A 16,779-nucleotide genomic window follows, 5' to 3' on the forward strand; every position below is an offset into this window, starting at 1 on the left:
ACGAGTAATATTGCCTGTTTTCGCAAAACCCTCTGAAGTTTTCAGAGGGTTTTTTCTTTTTGATAATAACGTAATTATTCTTTTACTACCGCCTGGCGACTGACCCGCTGCCCGTCAATACTCACTGAACGCACGCGGATATTTCCCGTCACCTCCGGGTGGGATTTATCGTTATAACGCTGCCAGCTCTGCCCGTTATCCAGCGAATACTCAACCGGCGTACCGGGAAGCGCGCTGTTTACCAGCAGTTTGCCGTTTAGCACCCGTGCGCCTGGCACCGGGAGGCGGTACTGAATACCTGCTTTTTCCAGCTTCGTCAGTTCACGTTGCCCCACAAGATTGGCGAATCGCTCCCATTCTCTGTTCATCGCTGTCACATCGATAAAATGGGTTTCGCCACCTTTGTATTCGCGTCCGGCCTGATAATCCTGTTCCCAGCCAGCCCGATGCCAGGCACGCTCCGCCACGGAAATCATTCGCGGATAAATCATGTACTCCATCTGTTTATCGGTGCGCACCACTTCGCTCCACAGTTGCGCAGACAGGCCGTAAGCGCCGGGCCAGGCCTTATCAGATTTGGCGGTAAAGGCGTTGCCGTCGCGATCGACGGAGGTTTCTGCATTCTGAGGCAGGTTATCTGGTGCGAAGCTGAAGATTTTGCGCTCGTCGCTAAAGCGCGTCCCCCAGTAATAACCGCTTTCTTCCGGGTTAACTTCATTGGGGAAGTCCAGATAGAGATAGTCTGGATTAGATACCACTACACGGAATCCTTTATTGGCCCAGTCGTTTGCGGTATCAAAACCACCCCAGTAGAGCGTATCCCAGAAGTTGACGTTAACGTGGTCGGTCCCGAACGTGCTGGCGTCTTTGGCATCTTTCAGGCCATCCTGCCACGCCTGCATCGCTGTGATGCCGTGCGCTTTAACCAGCTTACTGACTTCAATGCCAAAATAGCTGGAGAGATGCTCGACATCGGCAACGCTGCCTTCTTTGACCATCCGCTGGCAGGCGGGGGATCTCGCCCAGGGTTTATCCTGCTGGCTTTGGTCAATCACGCCTTTTCCGTCTTCAGGCTTCGCCCGATCGGTATAGCCGGTACCCAGATAAATATTCTTCGCTTCGTCGCCGCCGAAATGCCAGGTATTGAGTGGGATACCCGCTTCTTTGTGCATCTGTTGGATTTCGCCGATGACCTTATCCACAAAACGGCTTGATGCGGGCAGGCACGGATTAAGATAACCGGTACGGTTATAGTACTGAACACCGGTGGTATTCGAGATGTCGCCAGGCTCCAGCAACCGGTACTGCTCCGCTTCCTGTGTTTTACCTTGCTGGTTCAACCGTTCATAGCGCGCTTCCATAGCGATAATTGCCGCACGGGCATGTGCGGGCATATCGATTTCCGGGATCACCTCGATTTGCCGGGCCCCGGCATATTTCAGGATCGCGATGTAATCCTCGCGCGTGAAATAGCCGCTGCCATTATTGTCGCTGTCTGGCCCGGAGCCGAGCTGTGGCAGCAGGCAGGTTTTTTCGTTCAGGTCATGGCAGCGTTTGGCACCCACATCGGTCAGTTCCGGCAGACCGGGTATTTCCAGACGCCATCCTTCATCATCGCTAAGATGAAAATGGAATTTATTGAGTTTATAGGCGGCCATTTGTTCCAGCAGGCGCAACACCGCTGCTTTGGAGTGAAAATTACGGCCTACATCCAGATGAATACCGCGGTAAGCAAAGCGCGGAGCGTCCTTGGCATCCAGCGTGGCGATGACAGGCGCGCCTTCTCCCGGCATCATCGACAGCATTGACTGTAGCCCGTAAAACAGTCCGGCCTGGTCATAACCCGTCACCACGGCTTCTTTCTGGCCCACATTAAGGTGATACGCGCCGCTTACCGCCTCTTTCCCGCCAAATGCCCGGGGAGCGATTTCCCCGCGGATCGGGTAGTCACCATCGGTTTTTACGCTAAGCAGCGCAAAGCGAGACTCAATGGCCTGCCGGGCAGGGGCCGCCAGCGCCGCCAACTGCAATGTAACGCCCCGGCTTAAATCAACGTCCTGCTTATAAATATGGGTTTCAAGTGGTGTAGGGATAATCTGCCCACGCAGCGTCCGGCTATCGAGTAAATGCAGATCGCTGTTTTTATCGAAACGCGTCTGCGCAGTCATCAGGATATTTTTATCATCCGGGGTGCGCTTCCATTGTTCGCCTAACGGCGTAACGAACTGGGTCAGTTCTTCGGTATCGGTGTTGGCAATAATCCTGGGCACCGCATGGTCTGCGGTCACATACCAGCGCGGCAAAATATCGGTGATAAAAAGCTGCCAGTATTCATTGATAATCGGAATTTCCACACGCTGTCCCGCCGGGAAGCCGGTAAATTTATCGGTGGGCTCCAGCTTATGCAGATCGCCCATGATATGGCTGACCTTGAACTGGTCGTTTTCAACCTGAAGAATGCGGCGAATACTGTGAAAATAGATGGTCCATGATTTGTCCGTTACCGCGTCGCCGTTATTGGCCAGCGTAATCGTCGCTTTGGTGCAGGACGCCCAGTCTGCGCCTAATTTCGCGCAGTCGGTGCCGTGCAGGGCGGCATGATTATCGTTGACCGTGTAGTTCAACGTGAACTGACTGATTTGATCCACCGTTTGCTGGCTGGCGGCGGCTGAAGGGCTATTAAGCAGCGCCAGAACAGACGCGGCTAAAAGACTCAAAGATAATTTATTCATGTCAAAATCCTTATGATGTCTCGCTGATTTTCCCGATCGTAACGATCGATATTTAACGCTGAGGTATTCCGACCGTTCAGAAAATCGTGAACGGGGCGATGACCATGAATTTCACGTCGCGCTCATCCTGGAAAATATTTCCATATCCACCGCCGTAGCTGGGAATGTCGGAGTGGTTGTCATACTGCGTGAAATGAAGCTTAAACAGAGTGCCTTTAGCGCGGCCTTGTTGCAGCGTGTAGCTGGCATCCAGACTGTATGCGGATTCCTTCAGGCGATTACCGGCATCGTAGTACCCATCGCGGGTGGGCGCTGAGCTGGGTTTCGCATCCCATGCGTAAACGTAAGAGCCGCCAACGGCGAAACCGGCTAAATCCCAGTTGCCCAGATCGTACATTGCGCCGAAATACACCGCCTTTTCGCCGTTGGCATTAAAATCTGAGCGGTTATCCCACCAGATATCCAGACGACCATTGGAGGACGCGTAAGTAGGGGTCATACGTTGCAGAAAATAACCCTGCTGACCGTCCGCCCTGACCCATGTGCCCTCAAGGCGCAAATCCACCTGACCGAGCTTATAGCCGAAGGTTAATGCCTGAAGCCAGGCGGTGCCGTCATAAATATCATTGATGCCGCCGTTGTCCACCTTATCGCGCGTGCCGTAGAACTGATAACTGGTGGTCAATGGGTTCCCGCTTATCGGCCATTTATAGCTGGCTTTGGCAAAATACTGGTCGATATATCCCTGAGCCTGACCAAATGCGGCTTCGAGTATCAGGTTATTTTTAAAATCATATTTCGCGCCGACAGAATGGAGATAATCCACATGGGTGGTTTTATCGTTCTGATAAAAATCATCCATCTCAAGGTGCCAGGGTGATTTATATTCATTGGTCCACATGTAAGAAAAACTGAATGCGCCCGAATCACCGTAATCAATATTCGCGCCTGCTTCAGCGCCCTGGTAGGTGCCAGGCATAAAACTCCAGTGTGGCGCCAGCAGCGTCTGGCCGGTGGGTTGAATATAACCGGCGCGCGCCCATACCGGCCCCAGTTTCAGTTTCGCCGCAGCCTTATACAGGCTAATACCGCTTTTATCGCCAGACCAGTCTTCGTCATAGGCCTTATTGCTGGAAGAGAAGGCAATTTCGTTAGGATGGCCGCTGTCACTTGCTTCCGCCATTTCAACGGCGGTAAAGGCCGCGATATCCAGACCCAAAATATCGTTAATATAGCCTGACTGGAAATCAAGATTCGCGTTCCAGGTAGAATGGGAAAGGTTGGTTTTATATTTATCTTCCGCAACGTCTTTGCGATCGCGTTCCCGTTGCCAGTAATAAACGCCGCCCGTTAGCGTCGAATCTTCAACAAATCCTGCGGCACTGGCCTGGGGGGTAAATAGCCCCGACGCGCCTGCGCTCAGGCTTAGTAATGCCCAGCCGAAGGCATGCCGTTTGTTATTAAACGAATGCATAATAATTCCTTTTAAAATAATAAGAGAGCGAGTGTGAGTGATTCGCCATATTCGGCGTTTAATGTGAGAGGTTAATTTCCGTACGGGTTAAGGGTGCGTTCACCTTATTTTTCGCGAAGCGAATTATCAATAACTATTTTGATGATATTTTTGCGTTTATGATGAAGTGCACAAAATTTTATCATCATATTACCTTTGCGCTAATTTGTTTGTTTTTGGGTTTTTAAATTATAATATGACAATATTATAGATGATGGTTTTGATAATGGTCTTTTTTTAGCGTTTAGCTCTGTTTTGACATAATTGAATCATTCGTGAAAATATCGAGATAAATAGAATTAATTCGCGACGCGAATATTAATGAGGTAATTAAGAATGTCCTTATTTCTTGTCGCCATCCTTATTCGCTTCCTGAAAGCAGACATTCCACTCGGCAGACAACGTCCCGATTCCACGGACATTTTCCTGAACAATGTTCCGGCCCCGCCAGCGGTGATTTATCAATTTGGGTTGTTATCAAAACGTTACGACATGTTTGTGTTATCTTTAATACAAACCCTGATTATCGTCAGGGTATCGCATCTCAGCTATTAAGGAGGAGCATATGTCGTCGACACTACGCGAAGCCAGTAAGGATACGTTGCAGGCACTCGATAAAACTTACCACTATTACAGTCTGCCGCTGGCTTCCAGGGAACTTGGGGATATTTCGCGATTGCCCAAGTCGCTAAAAGTGCTGCTGGAAAACCTGCTGCGCTGGCAGGACGGAGGTTCCGTTACCGGTGAGGATATCGCGGCGCTGGCCGGTTGGCTGAAAAACGCCCATGCTGACCGGGAAATTGCCTACCGCCCGGCGCGCGTGCTGATGCAGGACTTTACCGGGGTGCCCGCCGTGGTAGATCTCGCCGCGATGCGTGAAGCGGTGAAACGCCTGGGTGGTGATGTCTCGAAGGTGAATCCGCTCTCGCCGGTTGACCTGGTGATCGACCACTCGGTCACGGTGGACCATTTCGGCAATGACGACGCATTTGAAGAAAACGTGCGTCTGGAAATGGAGCGCAACCACGAGCGCTATGTGTTTCTGCGCTGGGGCCAGCAGGCATTCAGCCGGTTCAGCGTGGTGCCGCCGGGCACCGGTATTTGCCACCAGGTGAACCTGGAGTATCTCGGCAAAGCGGTCTGGAGCGAATTGCAGGACGGTGAAATGGTGGCCTACCCGGACACCCTGGTCGGCACGGACTCCCACACCACCATGATTAACGGCCTCGGCGTATTGGGCTGGGGTGTAGGCGGGATCGAAGCGGAAGCGGCCATGCTTGGCCAGCCCGTGTCGATGCTGATCCCGGACGTGGTGGGCTTTAAGCTTACCGGTAAGTTACAGGAAGGCATTACCGCCACCGACCTGGTGCTGACCGTTACCCAAATGCTGCGTAAACACGGCGTAGTGGGTAAATTCGTGGAATTCTATGGCGACGGGCTGGACGATTTGCCGCTGGCGGACCGCGCGACCATCGCCAACATGGCCCCGGAATACGGCGCGACCTGCGGGTTTTTCCCGATTGACGGCGTCACGCTGGACTATATGCGGCTCAGCGGGCGCAGCGAAGAGCAGGTGGCGCTGGTTGAAGCGTATGCCAAAGCCCAGGGGATGTGGCGCAATACCGGCGATGAGCCGGTGTTTACCAGTACGCTAGCACTGGATATGGCAGAAGTGCAGGCGAGCCTCGCCGGGCCTAAACGCCCACAAGATCGCGTGACCCTTAAAGATGTACCTGCCGCATTTGCTGCCAGCAATGAGTTGGAAGTGAACCACAGCCAGAAAGATCGCGCCCCGGTGGATTATGTGATGAACGGGCAGCAGTATCAGTTGCCTGACGGCGCAGTGGTGATTTCCGCGATCACCTCCTGTACCAACACCTCAAACCCCAGCGTGTTGATGGCCGCTGGCCTGCTGGCGAAAAAAGCAGTCACCTTAGGGCTGAAGCGCCAACCGTGGGTGAAAGCATCGCTGGCGCCAGGGTCAAAAGTGGTTTCCGATTATCTGGCCCAGGCGAAGCTTACGCCTTACCTCGACGAGCTAGGCTTTAACCTGGTAGGTTACGGGTGCACCACCTGTATCGGTAACTCCGGGCCGCTGCCGGACCCTATTGAGCAGGCGATCAAAAAAGGCGATTTGACCGTGGGTGCAGTGCTCTCCGGCAACCGTAACTTTGAAGGCCGTATCCATCCCCTGGTAAAAACCAACTGGCTGGCGTCGCCGCCGCTGGTCGTGGCGTATGCGCTGGCGGGGAATATGAACGTTAACCTGGCGACCGATCCGCTGGGCCATGATAAAAAAGGCGACCCGGTGTATCTGAAAGATATCTGGCCGTCATCCCAGGAGATCGCCAGGGCGGTGGAACAGGTTTCTACCGATATGTTCCGTAAAGAATATGCCGAAGTGTTCGAAGGCACCGACGAGTGGAAATCCATTGAAGTTGAACGCTCCGACACCTATGGCTGGCAGAATGATTCGACCTATATTCGCCTGTCGCCGTTCTTTGACGACATGCTGGCGGAGCCGAAGCCGGTCGAGGATGTCCACCAGGCGCGCATTCTGGCGATGCTGGGCGACTCGGTCACCACTGACCATATCTCTCCGGCGGGTAGCATCAAAGCCGATAGCCCGGCGGGGCGCTATCTGCAAAGCCACGGCGTGGAGCGGGGCGATTTCAACTCCTACGGTTCGCGCCGTGGTAACCATGAAGTGATGATGCGCGGTACTTTTGCCAATATCCGTATCCGTAACGAAATGGTGCCGGGTGTGGAAGGCGGGATGACGCGCCTGCTGCCGGGTGATGAAGTCATGTCGATTTACGACGCGGCGATGGCCTATCAGGCCAAATCCGTGCCGCTGGCGGTCATTGCCGGTAAAGAGTACGGTTCCGGCTCCAGCCGCGACTGGGCGGCAAAAGGCCCGCGCCTGCTGGGCGTTCGGGTGGTGATTGCGGAGTCTTTTGAACGTATCCACCGCTCGAACCTGATCGGTATGGGCATCCTGCCGCTGGAATTCCCACAGGGGGTGACGCGTAAGACGCTGAATCTGACCGGGGAAGAGCACATTGACATTAGCGGGCTGCAATCACTGACGCCGGGCGCGACGGTTCCGGTCACGCTTACCCGTACCGATGGGACAACAGCGGTGGTGAACTGCCGCTGCCGCATCGATACCGGCAATGAGCTGACTTATTACCAGAATGACGGCATCCTGCATTTTGTGATACGCAACATGCTCACCTAAAAGCAAAGGCCTGCGAATGCAGGCCTTTTTCTGAAGATATTTAGTCGCGGGACAACAGATGGCCCATTTTCGCGGCTTTGGTATCCAGATAGTGTTCGTTGTTTGGATTACGGCCCACAATAAGCGGTACGCGTTCAACAATATTGATCCCCGCCTCGCTAAGAATTTCCACCTTACGCGGATTATTAGTCAGCAAGCGTACTTCATTCACGCCCAGCAGCTTGAACATATCGGCGCACAGCGTGAAATCACGTTCGTCAGCGGCAAAGCCGAGCTGGTGGTTGGCTTCAACGGTATCGTAACCCTGATCCTGCAACGCATAAGCGCGGATTTTATTCAGCAGGCCAATATTACGGCCTTCCTGACGATGGTACATCAGGATACCACGGCCTTCTTCGGCAATGTGGGACAGCGCCGCCTCGAGCTGGAAACCGCAATCGCAGCGCAGGCTGAACAGCGCATCGCCGGTTAAACATTCGGAATGCACGCGTGCCAGTACCGGCGACTCGCCGGTAATATCGCCGAACACCAGTGCGACATGATCATGACCGGTAGCCAGTTCTTCAAATCCCACCATCAGGAAATCGCCCCAGGGGGTTGGCAGTTTAGCTTCCGCCACACGTTTAAGCTGCATGTGATTCTCCAGATCGTTATAGGACGCTTTCGCGCCAGCCACTATTTTGGCTTTCTGTTATTGGCGCTATTTTGCCACAATGCACTGCCGTTCGCCTACTGTGAGCCCGGTCACGCAATTGTTAAGCGCACAAAACTGGCAGTAAATGGGTGAATGTTAAATTTTCGGTTATCCTTGTGTGACATTACGATGAAGGAGACGTCATGCTGTCGATTGCTACGCGCACCACCTTTGGCGCGGGATTGTTATTGGTGATGCCTTTATTGGTTTGGATTTCCGGCTGGCAATGGGAACCTACAACCGGCTCATTCTGGTTAAAGGGCATGTTCTGGATCACCGAAACGGTTACCCAACCCTGGGGGATCATCACGCATGTGCTACTCTGCGGCTGGTTTTTGTGGTGCCTGCGTTACCGTCTGCGCGCTGCGGTGGTGTTGTTTCTGATCTTAGGTGCCGCGATTCTGGTCGGGCAGGGCGTCAAATCCTGGATCAAGGATTCGGTGCAGGAACCGAGGCCATTTGTCATGTGGCTTGAAAAAACGCGTCACGTTCCGGTGGACGACTTCTACAATTTAAAGCGTAAAGACCGCGGGCATTTAGTCAAAGAGCAATTGCAGAACGAGGCAAACATTCCGGTCTGGCTGCGCAAACACTGGCAGAAAGAGACCGGTTTCGCGTTTCCTTCGGGGCACACGATGTTTGCCGCCAGTTGGGCGTTGCTGGGCGTGGGGCTCTTATGGCCGCGCCGCCGCACAATCACGCTGGCGGTGCTGTTAGTCTGGGCCAGCGGCGTGATGGCCAGCCGCATGCTATTAGGGATGCACTGGCCACGTGATTTGGTGGTCGCCACGCTGATCTCCTGGCTGCTGGTCACGCTGGCGGTATGGGTTGCGCAAAAATTATGTGGGCCGTTTGCGCCGCCAGTGGAAGAGAAGAAAGAAATCGCCGAACGCGAAAATGACTAGCGTTGGCTTGAAAAGCGTGCAGGGGATCCGCATTTATTCCTTTTGCAATGGTGCATTCTCATTTCCCGATTAGCCAGGAAATGTTAATTTATAGCGTTACAAGAAAGAGTTGAACACGATTTATTCGCTCAAACCACATAACGGGAAGTAATGTGAAATATTTACTCATTTTCTTACTGGTATTAGCGATATTTGTCATTTCCGTCACACTGGGCGCGCAAAACGACCAACAGGTAACCTTCAATTATCTGCTGGCTCAGGGTGAATATCGTATCTCTACACTGCTGGCCGTGCTGTTCGCGACGGGGTTTATCATTGGCTGGTTAATTTGCGGGCTTTTCTGGCTGCGGGTACGCGTACAGTTGGCGCGGGCCGAGCGCAAAGTTAAGCGTCTGGAAAACCAGCTCTCTCCGCTGCCTGAAACCACGCCGGCCCCTGCCGCGCCTGCGGTAAAAGGCTGATTCGATGCTGGAACTGTTATTTCTGCTGCTGCCTGTTGCCGCCGCCTATGGCTGGTATATGGGGCGCAGAAGTGCACAACAGGCGAAGGATCAGGAAACCAACCGCCTCTCCAGAGATTACGTCGCTGGGGTTAACTTTCTGCTGAGCAATCAGCAGGATAAAGCGGTGGATCTGTTCCTCGAGATGCTGAAAGAAGATACCGGCACCGTTGAAGCGCACCTGACCCTCGGCAACCTTTTCCGTTCACGCGGCGAAGTAGACCGGGCTATCCGTATTCACCAGACCCTGATGGAAAGCGCCTCGCTAACCTATGAGCAACGCTTGCTTGCGGTACAGCAACTGGGCCGCGACTATATGGCCGCCGGGCTTTATGACCGGGCGGAAGAGATGTTTGGCCAACTGGTGGATGAAACCGACTTCCGTATCAGCGCGCTTTCCCAGCTGTTACAGATTTATCAGGCGACCAGCGACTGGCAAAAAGCCATCGACGTGGCCGAGCGCTTGGTGAAACTGGGTAAAGAAAATCATCGGGTTGAAATTGCGCATTTCTATTGCGAACTGGCGTTGCAAATGATGGCCAGCGAAGAGATGGACAAGGCGCTGGGCCTGCTGAGAAAGGGCGCGGCGGCAGACAGCAACAGCGCGCGCGTTTCCATCATGATGGGCCGCATTTATATCAATAAGCAGGAGTATGCCAAAGCGCAGGAGTCGCTGCTTAAAGTGATTGAGCAGGACCGCGAACTGGTGGGCGAAACCCTGGAAATGCTGCAAACCTGCTACCAGCAGTTGGGCAAGCATGACGAATGGGCAGAGTTTCTCAAACGCTGCGTTGAGGAAAACACCGGCGCGGTGGCGGAGCTGATGCTCGCTGAGTTAATGGAGCAACAAGAAGGCTCTGATGCGGCGCAGGTCTATATTACCCGGCAATTGCAGCGGCACCCGACGATGCGCGTATTCCATCGTCTGATGGACTATCACCTCAACGAAGCGGAAGAAGGCCGGGCCAAAGAGAGCCTGCTGGCGCTGCGCGATATGGTCGGCGAACAGATGCGCACCAAACCGCGTTACCGCTGCCAGAAATGCGGCTTTACCGCGTTTACCCTGTACTGGCATTGCCCGTCGTGCCGGGCGTGGTCCACCATTAAGCCGATTCGTGGTCTGGATGGACAATAAATTTTTTAATCTATCATCTTAGTTACAACATACTTAGAGGTTATCACCGTTATTGGCCGTAACGCCGTACCTGGATTCGTCTGGCAGGGCGCTAAGCGCCTGTAATTTTTCAGGCTCCGCAGGTAGAATGCTTGCCGTTTATTGTTTCGCGCCTTATCGGTGCCCCTATCAGAAGGTCTGGTCATGACGCTACTTGCCTCCACTTCCCGTTCTGCGACTGATTCACCGATTGTGGTTGCCCTGGATTACGATAGCCGCGATAAAGCGCTGGCCTTCGTCGATCTTATTAATCCGCAAGATTGCCGGCTGAAAGTCGGTAAAGAGATGTTCACCCGGTTTGGACCGCAGCTGGTTCGCGATTTACAAGGCCGTGGGTTCGACGTATTCCTCGATCTAAAATTTCATGATATTCCCAATACTGCCGCGAAGGCGGTGGCGGCAGCGGCGGATCTGGGCGTCTGGATGGTAAACGTTCATGCCAGCGGCGGGGCGCGAATGATGCAGGCTGCGCGCGAGGCGCTGGTGCCCTTCGGTCAGGACGCGCCGTTGCTGATTGCCGTGACGGTGCTTACCAGCATGGAAAGCAGCGATCTGGCGGATATCGGCATCACGCTTACACCGGCGGAACATGCGGAACGCCTGGCGCGTTTAACGCAGCAATGTGGCCTTGACGGCGTGGTCTGTTCGGCTCAGGAAGCCGTGCGCTTCAAATCAGCGTTGGGCAATGCGTTTAAATTAGTGACGCCGGGCATCCGTCCTGAAGGCAGCGCGGCAGGCGATCAGCGCCGTATTATGACGCCTCAACTAGCGCAACAGGCCGGTGTGGATTATATGGTGATTGGACGTCCAGTGACGCAGTCGGACAACCCGTCGCAAACCCTGCGCGATATTCTGGACAGCCTGCGGGAGGCGTAATGAAAGACGATAACAGCCGGTTAGTCTATTCCACCGGGACCGGGCGCATCGAGGAGCCGAAAACACAGCCCGAGCGCCCAAAAGGGGACGGCATTGTGCGTATCCAGCGCCAGACCAGCGGGCGTAAAGGCAAAGGGGTGTGTTTGATCACGGGTATTGATGAAGATGACGCTACCCTGAATAAAATCGCGGCAGAACTCAAAAAGAAATGCGGCTGCGGCGGTGCAGTAAAAGACGGGATTATTGAAATTCAGGGCGACAAACGCGATTTAATCAAATCGCTGCTGGAAGCCAAAGGGATGAAGGTCAAACTGGCTGGCGGCTAAAATAACATGGCCACGGTAAAACACCGTGGCCATTAATTTAAACTGCTGTATAGCCCAACGTTAAAATACTGTTCGTTCTTTACGTTAAAGCATTATTCTTGACATTATTATTAGTCAATCTGGTGACCGATAATACCGCCAACCGCTGCACCGCCTAATGTCCCCAGGGTGCTGCCATCGGTCAGTACGGAACCGCCAATTGCGCCGGCACCCGCGCCAATTGCGGTGTTACGGTCGCGTTTAGACCAGTTAGAACATGCGCTCAGAGACATAACCAGAGTAACAGCAAGCATCGCAGCAGCCGCTTTTTTGTAATTTAATGTCATAATACTTTCTCCTGAATAATTGATTCACGGAAGGAAGTCACGCCTTAAGTATAGAAGCTCTCTGCTAAATAAAGCGTCGATCCGTGAAACGGGGTTGCGTCAGGTAATTCACATCACGCAGGTGATAGTTACTTCCTGTGATATCGCTACAGTAATTTTAAATTCTTTGTAACATTGATACAGGTAAATAGTCCTAATTGGACGATGGGAATAGTCTCAGAGAGCGGGCCTGATAACGAACAGGCCCTGATAATTACGCGGCGGGGAATTGCGGTATCAGGTTAACCTGAAGCCCGGTGTTTTGAAGATGGCGGAGTGCGTCGGGTTTGATCCCGTCATCGGTGATCACGCGGCTAAAACTGTTGGCCGGGCTCAGTGTATATGGATGCACCGCGCCGAATTTGGAACTGTCGGTCAGGACAATGGCTTCGCCGCCCTTTTCAAGCACGGCGTTGACCACATCGGTACGCATCATATCGCGCCCGGTAAAGCCGGTTTCCGGCTGCCAGCCATCAATGCCGATAAACGCCTTGCTGAAATGCACCTGCCGCACGTACTGGCGGGTGAGGGGACCAACCATGCTTTCGCTTTTCTTTTGATAAATCCCGCCCAGCAAAATGACTTCGCAGTCCGTTTCTTTCAGAAGATGGGCGATGTATCCGCTGACGGTGATCAGGGTGACGTTTTTCTGCTCGGCGAGGGTGCGCGCCAGTAACGCGTTGCTGCTGCCGTTTTCGATAAACACCGTTTCGCCGTCATTCACCAGAGAGGCTGCGAATTCTGCCAGACGACGTTTCAGCGCATAGTTATTCAACATCCGCGTTTCTACATCGTCGCTGTCCAGCGGCACGGCGTAACCATGTGCACGGCGCAAATAGCTGTGCTTCTCAAGAAGATTCAGGTCCTGGCGAATCGTCACTTCAGAAACCCCGGTCATTTTCGCCAAATCCGAGACGCTCATTCGGCCCTGGTCGATGACCATTTGCAAAATTATTTGTTGTCGAGAATTCATATCAGCAAGTTTAGCGTGGTTAAGCCATCTATCAGTGGAGCCTGCCGTTCTGCACAAGGGATTACCGCGCAGGGGGCAGTGCGAAAAGTCGAGTGTGACCGTTTAAGCGCAGCGATTCAACTTTAAAAAAATATCCCGCTTACGAAACCGCCAGGTCCTGTACGGTATCGCAGCGACTATATTTCCCAGGGCGCTTTGGGTTGAGAGGGCAATTCATCGCCGTGACCCTGGTCCTGCGCCAGTAATTCGGCTTTTAAGATTTCCAGGTTATTTATGGCGGAGTGGTAATCACCGGCCACCAGAATATCCAGCACGGTGTCGATTCGATGGGCGAGGGCTTTGGCGTCGAGCGTTGACATGATGCGTCCTTATTCATTTAGCGACCACCATGATGCTAAAAAGCGCTGCAAAAGAGAAGCCTTCATCCCGGCTTTATGTCGTTTGCAACCAATTATTTGATCCTAAAACATAAAGAATAATTATAAATAACCGCAAACACACGCCGACGTAATTGCGGTGAATTAGTCTTTCTCTGCGGTTACCGCATTCACATAAAAGAGGAATGATTATGACAGTTTTAAATCACCCCACCTGTAAACTCTTCACCGATCCTGCACGTTTCACGCAACTTTGCGCCTGGTATGACGAAGAGCGCCGTACCCTCTGGATGATGCTGCGGGCACAGCCGCGTCCGTGCTTTAACCATGCCCTGATCGAAGAGATTATGAATCTGGGCTATCTGGTGCAGAAAAGCGACTATAAAGTCGATTTCTGGGTAACCGGCTCTCTGGTTCCCGGTATCTACAACGCGGGCGGCGATTTGCACTTTTTTGTCGAATGCATTCGCAATGGACGGCGTGAAGCGCTGCGCGCGTATGCTCGCGCCTGTGTGGATTGCGTACACGCGGCCTCAAGAGGGTTTGATACCGGCGCGGTCAGTCTTGCCATGGTCGAAGGCAGCGCCTTAGGCGGCGGGTTTGAAGCGGCATTAGCGCACCACTTTGTGCTGGCGCAGCGCGACGCGCGGCTTGGGTTCCCGGAGGTTGCTTTTAATCTCTTCCCGGGCATGGGCGGCTATTCTCTGGTGGCTCGCCGGGCAGGAATGCGGCTCGCTGAAGATCTTATTTTTACCGGAGAATCGCATACCGCCGAATGGCATCAGCAAAAGGGTCTGGTCGATGAATTGTTCGAGCCGGGACAGGGTTACATCGCTACCCGGACCTTTATTGATACGTTGCAACCCCGGCTCAACGGCGTGCGCGCTATGTTACGCGCCCGTCAGCGGGTGCTGAGGCTGCCGCGCGCCGAGCTGATGGATATTACCGAGGACTGGGTCGAGGCGGCGTTCTGCCTGGAACCTAAGGATATCGCCTATATGGAGCGGCTGGTGCTGTTGCAAAACCGCCACACCACCAGCGCGTTACGCAAAGCCAGTTAACGCATCATTCTGGTCTGATATCGTTTGAGCCAACGCTCGAGTGCGGCAGCGGGCATCGGCTTAGCAAATAAGAAACCTTGCCGTTCATTGACGCCGTTCTTTGTGAGAAAGGCGTCTTCTTTCGCATTTTCCACGCCCTCGGCAATCACCTGCAAATTCAATGCCTGCGCCACCGCCACAATCGCACGCACCAGCGACTGGGACACCGACTGCTTGTGCACATTGCTGACAAACGTCTGATCGAGCTTTATCGCATCAATGGGGAAGCGCGCCAGTTGCGACAATGACGAATAGCCAGTGCCAAAATCGTCCAGATGAATTTGCGCGCCCAGGCTGCTGAACTGCTGGATAACCGACAGCGCTAACTCCTCGTTTTCGATTAAACAGCTTTCAGTGAGTTCCACATCGATGGGGCAATACTCGAAATCCAGATCTGCCAGCGCCTGTTTTAAATCCGTAAAAATGGTTTGATCGGCGAGCTGGCGGGCAGAGACGTTGACGGCCACCCGCAGATTCAGGCCTTTGTCGCGCCATTTGGCGACCTGGCGCACCACATCAAGCATCACCCAGCGCCCAAGCGGCACAATCAGCCCTGATTCTTCGGCATAAGCGATAAAATCCTGTGGCTGGATCATGCCGCGCTCTGGCGACTGCCAGCGCACCAGCGCTTCGACACTGCGTACTTCGCCTCGCCAGGTGATTTTCGGTTGGTAATGGATAACCAACTGGTCGTTATCCAGCGCCTTACGCAGGTTGGTATCAAGCCATAAATATTCAAAAACCCGTTGGTTCATTTCGGGAGAGAACACGCAAAACTTGCCGCGGCCGCCTTCTTTCGCGGTATACATGGCGGTATCGGCGTTGCGGATCACGCTCTCATGGTCGAGCCCATGCTGAGGTGCCAGGGCGATGCCCAGCGAGCAACTGGTATACACCTCGATAAGGCCGATGCGAAAAGGCTGTTTTAACCGGGTCAGAATGCGCGACGCCATCGCTTCCAGCGCGCTCTGGGACGTGTCGTTGGCCAGCACGATAAACTCATCGCCGCCGAGACGCGCCAGCACCTGGCCTTCCTCCAGACAACTTAATATCGCCAGCGAAACCGACTGGAGAAGCTGATCGCCAAACAGATGCCCATAGGCGTCATTCACTTTTTTGAAGTTATCCAAATCCAGATACACCACGCCGACCTGTGTGTCGCCGCGCTGAGTAATGGCTTCGGTAATCAATTCATAAATGGCGTTGCGATTGGGTAAACCGGTGACGGTATCGGTATTGGCTAATACCCGTAAACGCTCCTGGGCGCGGCGCTCTTCGGTAATATCCGTACCGGAACAGATAAGGAAAATTTCATTTTTCCCACTGCCGCTGTGCACAAATTTATTGCGGAATAAAAATAAACGCTGCCCTTTACGGGTTTTAATCCAGCGCTCGACTTCATAGGAGCTGCCATCGCGGAAGAAAGTAGAGATATTTTGCCGTGACGCGGCCGCCTCAGACGGGCTCATAAATAATTTATATACGTTCTGGCCGATAACTTCGTGCTCTTTTAGCCCGGTATATTCCTCGCACAATCGGTTAAAGCGCTGAATATTTCCCATCTTATCGAGAATGACGATCACCGAATTCGCTTCAGAAACCACCTGCTCGGCGAACGAGAGGCCCTGGACTAAATCGCGGGCGACGGAAGGGGTATCATTCCAGGCGGACGCTGTTCCTCCCCATTCACGGCGAGAAATTTTTCGGCCCACTAAATGTAATGGCATGGTCACGCCAAAAAAAGAAACATTCAGGGTAACGCTTGACGTTATTACCGTCATTTCGCGTATTTGCAACGCCTCTTCCGGCGTCAGGCTAATAACCTGATTGCTGTCGCCATTTTCCGTTGCGGATAATTGCAATGCGTTACTATCCAGCGGCAGCCGCCAGTAAGGGCTGGCCGTTCCCAAATAGCGATACAGCAAGTTTTGTTCCAGGTCATCTTTCATGGGTTCTCCTGAACACCTTTTTAAAATCGCAACCGCTGAATTTTATAGCGAAAA

General features: G+C 53.3%; 15 protein-coding genes. 8 read left to right on the forward strand and 7 right to left on the reverse strand.

Annotation, left to right across the window (positions count from 1 at the left end; genetic code table 11):
* Positions 1–74: 74 nt before the first annotated feature.
* Both RT120_RS02440 and chiP read right to left on the reverse strand, forming a co-directional pair.
* Entirely contained in the window at positions 75–2,732 is a 2,658-nt protein-coding gene (locus tag RT120_RS02440) for a beta-N-acetylhexosaminidase (protein ID WP_312978939.1), read from the reverse strand.
* Positions 2,733–2,808: 76 nt separating this feature from the next.
* A complete protein-coding gene (chiP, locus tag RT120_RS02445; protein ID WP_312978941.1) occupies positions 2,809–4,206 on the reverse strand; it encodes a chitoporin ChiP in 1,398 nt (465 codons plus the stop codon).
* A gap of 375 nt (positions 4,207–4,581) precedes the next feature.
* On the opposite strand from chiP, the gene RT120_RS02450 reads away from it, so the two are divergent.
* The gene (locus RT120_RS02450) at positions 4,582–4,800 is read left to right on the forward strand and encodes a hypothetical protein (RefSeq protein ID WP_312978943.1); all 219 of its coding nucleotides are present in this window, start codon (positions 4,582–4,584) and stop codon (positions 4,798–4,800) included.
* A gap of 10 nt (positions 4,801–4,810) precedes the next feature.
* Positions 4,811–7,486, forward strand: coding sequence for an aconitate hydratase AcnA (gene acnA, locus RT120_RS02455; protein ID WP_312978945.1), 2,676 nt, complete (start codon positions 4,811–4,813; stop codon positions 7,484–7,486).
* A 40-nt stretch (positions 7,487–7,526) separates the two neighbouring features.
* Here acnA and ribA read toward each other — a convergent pair whose 3' ends face one another.
* A complete protein-coding gene (ribA, locus tag RT120_RS02460; protein ID WP_312978947.1) occupies positions 7,527–8,120 on the reverse strand; it encodes a GTP cyclohydrolase II in 594 nt (197 codons plus the stop codon).
* 203 nt (positions 8,121–8,323) lie between these two features.
* Here ribA and pgpB point away from each other — a divergent pair, with 203 nt between their 5' ends.
* The 5 genes from pgpB to yciH all read left to right on the forward strand — a co-directional run bounded on the left by pgpB (position 8,324) and on the right by yciH (position 11,961).
* On the forward strand, positions 8,324–9,085 hold the full coding sequence (gene pgpB / locus RT120_RS02465; RefSeq protein ID WP_312978949.1) for a phosphatidylglycerophosphatase B: 762 nt from the start codon (positions 8,324–8,326) through the stop codon (positions 9,083–9,085).
* Positions 9,086–9,237: 152 nt separating this feature from the next.
* Entirely contained in the window at positions 9,238–9,546 is a 309-nt protein-coding gene (locus RT120_RS02470; protein ID WP_312978951.1) for a LapA family protein, read from the forward strand.
* Between the two features lie 4 nt (positions 9,547–9,550).
* Positions 9,551–10,720, forward strand: a complete 1,170-nt coding sequence (lapB, locus tag RT120_RS02475) for a lipopolysaccharide assembly protein LapB (RefSeq protein ID WP_312978954.1) — start codon at positions 9,551–9,553, stop codon at positions 10,718–10,720.
* Positions 10,721–10,903: 183 nt separating this feature from the next.
* The gene (pyrF, locus tag RT120_RS02480) at positions 10,904–11,635 is read left to right on the forward strand and encodes an orotidine-5'-phosphate decarboxylase (protein ID WP_312978956.1); all 732 of its coding nucleotides are present in this window, start codon (positions 10,904–10,906) and stop codon (positions 11,633–11,635) included.
* A complete protein-coding gene (yciH, locus tag RT120_RS02485) occupies positions 11,635–11,961 on the forward strand; it encodes a stress response translation initiation inhibitor YciH (protein WP_312978957.1) in 327 nt (108 codons plus the stop codon). Before pyrF ends, yciH begins: the two co-directional genes overlap by 1 nt.
* 110 nt (positions 11,962–12,071) lie before the next feature.
* On the opposite strand, the gene osmB is transcribed toward yciH, so the two are convergent.
* From osmB to RT120_RS02500, 3 genes are all read right to left on the reverse strand, one after another.
* The gene (osmB, locus tag RT120_RS02490) at positions 12,072–12,287 is read right to left on the reverse strand and encodes an osmotically-inducible lipoprotein OsmB (protein ID WP_161658847.1); all 216 of its coding nucleotides are present in this window, start codon (positions 12,285–12,287) and stop codon (positions 12,072–12,074) included.
* Positions 12,288–12,540: 253 nt separating this feature from the next.
* On the reverse strand, positions 12,541–13,299 hold the full coding sequence (locus RT120_RS02495) for a DNA-binding transcriptional regulator YciT (RefSeq protein ID WP_312978961.1): 759 nt from the start codon (positions 13,297–13,299) through the stop codon (positions 12,541–12,543).
* Between the two features lie 176 nt (positions 13,300–13,475).
* Positions 13,476–13,658, reverse strand: coding sequence for a hypothetical protein (locus tag RT120_RS02500; RefSeq protein ID WP_312978967.1), 183 nt, complete (start codon positions 13,656–13,658; stop codon positions 13,476–13,478).
* A 209-nt stretch (positions 13,659–13,867) separates the two neighbouring features.
* Here RT120_RS02500 and RT120_RS02505 point away from each other — a divergent pair, with 209 nt between their 5' ends.
* Positions 13,868–14,737 (forward strand): crotonase/enoyl-CoA hydratase family protein, encoded by an 870-nt coding sequence (locus RT120_RS02505; RefSeq protein ID WP_312978969.1) that lies wholly within the window; start codon positions 13,868–13,870, stop codon positions 14,735–14,737.
* On the opposite strand, the gene pdeR is transcribed toward RT120_RS02505, so the two are convergent.
* Positions 14,734–16,725 carry a cyclic di-GMP phosphodiesterase gene (gene pdeR / locus RT120_RS02510; protein ID WP_312978972.1) on the reverse strand — a complete coding sequence of 664 codons (1,992 nt, stop codon included), beginning with the start codon at positions 16,723–16,725 and terminating at the stop codon, positions 14,734–14,736. The genes RT120_RS02505 and pdeR overlap by 4 nt on opposite strands.
* Positions 16,726–16,779: the final 54 nt, after the last annotated feature.

It is taken from the genome of Atlantibacter sp., assembly GCF_032062175.1.
Lineage (GTDB): Bacteria > Pseudomonadota > Gammaproteobacteria > Enterobacterales > Enterobacteriaceae > Atlantibacter.

Bases quoted from the DNA above. Each gene is read 5' to 3' on its own strand.
- RT120_RS02440 (WP_312978939.1), bottom strand. From the start codon at position 2,732: ATGAATAAATTATCTTTGAGTCTTTTAGCCGCGTCTGTTCTGGCGCTG.
- chiP (WP_312978941.1), bottom strand. From the start codon at position 4,206: ATGCATTCGTTTAATAACAAACGGCATGCCTTCGGCTGGGCATTACTA.
- RT120_RS02450 (WP_312978943.1), top strand. From the start codon at position 4,582: ATGTCCTTATTTCTTGTCGCCATCCTTATTCGCTTCCTGAAAGCAGAC.
- acnA (WP_312978945.1), top strand. From the start codon at position 4,811: ATGTCGTCGACACTACGCGAAGCCAGTAAGGATACGTTGCAGGCACTC.
- ribA (WP_312978947.1), bottom strand. From the start codon at position 8,120: ATGCAGCTTAAACGTGTGGCGGAAGCTAAACTGCCAACCCCCTGGGGC.
- pgpB (WP_312978949.1), top strand. From the start codon at position 8,324: ATGCTGTCGATTGCTACGCGCACCACCTTTGGCGCGGGATTGTTATTG.
- lapB (WP_312978954.1), top strand. From the start codon at position 9,551: ATGCTGGAACTGTTATTTCTGCTGCTGCCTGTTGCCGCCGCCTATGGC.
- pyrF (WP_312978956.1), top strand. From the start codon at position 10,904: ATGACGCTACTTGCCTCCACTTCCCGTTCTGCGACTGATTCACCGATT.
- yciH (WP_312978957.1), top strand. From the start codon at position 11,635: ATGAAAGACGATAACAGCCGGTTAGTCTATTCCACCGGGACCGGGCGC.
- osmB (WP_161658847.1), bottom strand. From the start codon at position 12,287: ATGACATTAAATTACAAAAAAGCGGCTGCTGCGATGCTTGCTGTTACT.
- RT120_RS02495 (WP_312978961.1), bottom strand. From the start codon at position 13,299: ATGAATTCTCGACAACAAATAATTTTGCAAATGGTCATCGACCAGGGC.
- RT120_RS02500 (WP_312978967.1), bottom strand. From the start codon at position 13,658: ATGTCAACGCTCGACGCCAAAGCCCTCGCCCATCGAATCGACACCGTG.
- RT120_RS02505 (WP_312978969.1), top strand. From the start codon at position 13,868: ATGACAGTTTTAAATCACCCCACCTGTAAACTCTTCACCGATCCTGCA.
- pdeR (WP_312978972.1), bottom strand. From the start codon at position 16,725: ATGAAAGATGACCTGGAACAAAACTTGCTGTATCGCTATTTGGGAACG.